Origin of the sequence: Streptomyces aurantiacus JA 4570 (genome assembly GCF_000414115.1) — a bacterium.
Lineage (GTDB): Bacteria > Actinomycetota > Actinomycetes > Streptomycetales > Streptomycetaceae > Streptomyces > Streptomyces aurantiacus_A.
Window position 1 is genome coordinate 1 of record NZ_AOPZ01000117.1, and the last position, 3,776, is coordinate 3,776.

At 73.9% G+C, this 3,776-nt stretch carries 2 protein-coding genes; one reads left to right on the top strand and one right to left on the bottom strand.

The features are described from left to right. Positions 1 to 135 precede the first annotated feature (135 nt). Positions 136 to 849: a PspA/IM30 family protein gene (locus tag STRAU_RS13975; protein ID WP_016640962.1), complete on the top strand. Its 714-nt coding sequence runs from the start codon at positions 136 to 138 to the stop codon at positions 847 to 849. A 96-nt stretch (positions 850 to 945) separates the two neighbouring features. Here STRAU_RS13975 and STRAU_RS13980 read toward each other — a convergent pair whose 3' ends face one another. Further along, on the bottom strand, positions 946 to 3,720 hold the full coding sequence (locus tag STRAU_RS13980; RefSeq protein WP_016640963.1) for a SpoIIE family protein phosphatase: 2,775 nt from the start codon (positions 3,718 to 3,720) through the stop codon (positions 946 to 948). Between the last annotated feature and the right edge of the window lie 56 nt (positions 3,721 to 3,776).

Genomic DNA, 3,776 nt, shown 5'->3' on the forward strand with positions numbered 1-3,776 from the left:
CGGGGGCGGCGGGCCCGGGAGTTTCGGCGGGGGCGGGACCCGGGGGCGCAGGGGCGGAGGCGGCCGGTTCTGACCCTCGTACGCACATCCCGTAGTCAGGCAGCTCGTACGCGACGTACGCAAGGAGAAAGCCCCATGGCCAAGCAGACCGTCCTCGGGCGCGTGGCGCAGTTGGCGAAGGCCAACATCAACGCCCTCCTCGACCAGGCCGAGGACCCGCAGAAGATGCTGGACCAGCTCGTCCGCGACTACGCGGAGAACATCCGGGAGGCCGAGCAGGCCGTGGCGACGACGATCGGCAGTCTGCGGCTCCTGGAGCAGGACCACAAGGAGGATCTGGAGGCCGCCGCCGAGTGGGGCGGCAAGGCGCTCGCGGCCAGCAAGAAGGCGGACGCGCTGCGGGCGGACGGGAACGCGGCGGAGGCCGACCGGTTCGACAGCCTGGCCAAGGTGGCGCTCGGCCGGCAGCTGCGGTCCGAGAAGGAGGCCAAGGACGCCGAGCCGTCGATCGCCGCGCAGTCCGACGTGGTCGGCAAGCTCAAGGACGGCCTGGACTCGATGAAGATCAAGCTGACGGAACTGCAGTCCAGGCGGGACCAGTTGGTGGCCCGCTCGAAGTCCGCGCAGGCGCAGAACCAGATGCTGGACGCGGCGCGCAGCGTCGATGTCCTCGATCCGGCCAGCGAGCTGGGCCGGTTCGAGGAGAAGGTGCGGCGGGAGGAGGCGCGGGCCCTCGGCAGGGAGGAACTCGCCGCCTCCTCGCTGGACGCGCAGTTCGAGCAGCTGGACAGCCTGAGCGACACGGCGGAGGTGGAGGCCCGCCTCGCGGCGCTCAAAGCGACGACATGATCTGGCGGGGCGCCTCGAGCGGGAGGACGGCGCTGCGCGCCGGTCCTTCTCCCACCCACCCTTACTACCTGCCCGGCACATGTCCTAACTGCCCGGTCAGAACAGGCTCATCAGCGCCTCCGCCGCGTCCATCGGCGCCGAGTCCCCGTCCGGCAGCGCCAGTTCGAACCACACCGTCTTGCCGCGCGGCGTACGCCGTGAGCCCCAGGCCGCGCTCAGCAGGCCGACGAGCTGGAGCCCGCGCCCGCCCTCGTCGGTGTCGCGGGCGCGGCGGCGGCGCGGCTGGACGAGACCCGCGTCCCAGACCTCGCAGACCAGGGTGCGGTCGAGCAGCAGCCGCAGCCGGATCTCGCCCTCGCCGTACCGCAGGGCGTTGGTGACGAGCTCGCTGACGAGGAGTTCCGCGTTGTCGACGAGCGCTTCGAGGTCCCATGCGCGCAGCCGCTCGCAGGCCAGTTCGCGGGCCCGGCCCACGGACTGCGGCTCGCGCGGCAGCGTCCAGTCGCCGACGTGCTCGGCGGGCAGGCCCCGCACCCGCGCCATGAGCAGCGCGATGTCGTCCTCGCCGTGATGGGTGTCGAGCGTGTTCAGTACGTGGTCGCAGATGTCCTCGAGCGCCTGCGCGGGCTCGGCGAGCGCGCCGACGAACGCGTTCAGGCCCTCGTCGAGGGGGTGGTCGCGGGACTCCACGAGGCCGTCTGTGTAGAGCGCGAGCAGCGCGCCGTCGGGCAGGTCGACGTCGACCTCCTCGAAGGGCTCGCCGCCGACGCCGAGCGGCATGCCCGGGGGTACGTCGAGCATCAGCGGGGACTCGCCGGGCTCGACGAGGACCGGCGGGAGGTGGCCGGCGTTGGCGAAGGTGACGCGGCGGGTGACGGCGTCGTACACCGCGTACACGCAGGTCGCGAGGTAGACCTCGGCGAGGTCGTCGCTGTCGCGGCCGCGGGCGCCGGCGGGCGTGGCGCGCCGGGCGTGCCCCGGACCCGGCAGGTTGCCGAGGCCGCGGGCGATCTCGTCGAGCGCGGAGAGCACCTCGGCGGGCTCCAGGTCGAGCAGCGCGAGAGTGCGCACGGCGGAGCGCAGTTCGCCCATGGCGACGGCGGCGCGCAGGCCGCGGCCCATGACGTCGCCGACGACGAGGGCCGTGCGGTGCCCGGGCAGTTCGATGACGTCGAACCAGTCGCCGCCGACCTCGGTGGCGGCGTTGCCGGGCAGATAGCGGCAGGCGATGTCGAGTCCGGCGGCCTCGGGGTCGCCGGGCGGGAGCAGGGACCGCTGCAGTATCAGCGCGCGTTCGTGCTCGCGGCGGTAGAGCCGGGCGTTGTCGATGCAGACGGCGGCGCGCGCGGCGAGTTCGACGGCGAGCGCGCGGTCGCGTTCGCCGAAGGGCTCGCTGCCCTTCGTACGGGAGAACTGCGCGAGGCCGACGACGGTGTCGTGCGCGACCATCGGCACGGCGAGCGTCGACTGGATGAGGCCGCTGGTGAGGCGGCGGGCCGGGCCGCAGTCGTCGCCGGCGGCGATCAGGCGGGGGCGGGCGGTGCGCAGGGCGTCCGCGCAGGGCGAGTTGAAGGCGAAGCGGTGCACGGAGCCGACCTCGACGGGTCCGGTGCCCTCGGGGAAGGGCACGTCGGAGACCGCGCTGGCGAAGGCGACCCGGCGCAGCTCGGCGCTGCCGTCGGCCAGGCTCTGGCGCATGTGCGCCGCCTCGTCACCGTCCAGGAGGCCCTGGTAGAGGTCGACGGAGGCGAGGTCGCAGAAGCCGGGGACGGTGACGTCGAGGAGTTCGCGGGCGGTGGTCTCCAGGTCGAGGGAGTTGCCGATGCGGGCGCCGGCCTCGTTCAGGAGGGCGAGGTTGCGGCGGGCGTGGGCGGCCTCGCGGGCGGCGGCGTGCCGGCTGGTGACGTCGTTGCCGAGGCCGGCGACGCCGATGGGGCGGCCCGAACCGCTGTGCACGCGGTAGAGGTTGATCGACCAGTGGCGGCGCTCGTTGCTGCCCGGGGCGGGGCCGATGATCTGCATGTCCGTGACGGCCTCGCCGGTCTCCAGGACGCGGCACAGCGCGGCCTGCATGCGGTCGGCCTCGTGGCGGGGCAGATAGTCGTGCACGGTGCGGCCGCGGTGGTCGTCCTCGGCGCCGCCGAAGACGGCGGCGAAGCGGCGGTTGGCGCGCTGCACCCTGAGGTCCGTGCCGAACAGCAGGAAACCGAAAGGAGATTGACCGAAAATCGCCTGCGAGGCGGCGAGGTCGGTCTCGATCTGCCGGAGCGCGCGGACGTCGACGACGATACAGACGGCGGAACGCTCGCCGTCGGCCGTCCTGGCCGGCATGACATAGACCTCGGCGATGCCTTCCAGGCCCACGGATTCTGCCAGGCCCACGGCTTCTTGCGGGCCCGCGGCCGCCGGGCCGCCGTCGGCGGGCGCGGGCGCGGGCGTCCGGAACGGGACCGACCCCGTCCACTCGCGCCCGTCCAGGATCTCGGCCATCTTCCGGTGGCCCCGGCGGCGCAGCTCGGGCGCGACGAACGCCTCGATCGGGTCCTTGCCGACGGCGTCCCGCGCGGCCACGCCGAACAGCCGCTCGGCGCGGGCGCTCCACTGATCGACAAGTCCGTCGGGGCCGATCGAGAAGGACGCCACCTTGATGTAGTCGTAGATGGACCCCGGTGGGCTGCTCTGCCAGACGACGTCGTCCGAGGTGAGGGGCGCGTCTTCGACACCGGGGGGCTCCGCGCCCGGTGCGTGGTGACGCGTGTCGACGCCGTCGGCCGACCCGGCTGCGCCGAGCGGCCCACCGGTGCCTACCGTCGGGGGCGCGCCCGCGCCTACGTCACCCGTGCCGCCGTCGTGGCCGGCCGGACCGGGCACGTCCTCGCCCGCGGGGTCGCCCGGGTCCTGACCCGGTCCGCCGACCGCCGCCGACC

What these genes read in the sequence shown, in the direction of transcription:
- STRAU_RS13975 (WP_016640962.1), top strand. Translation starts at nt 136, where the DNA reads ATGGCCAAGCAGACCGTCCTCGGGCGCGTGGCGCAGTTGGCGAAGGCC.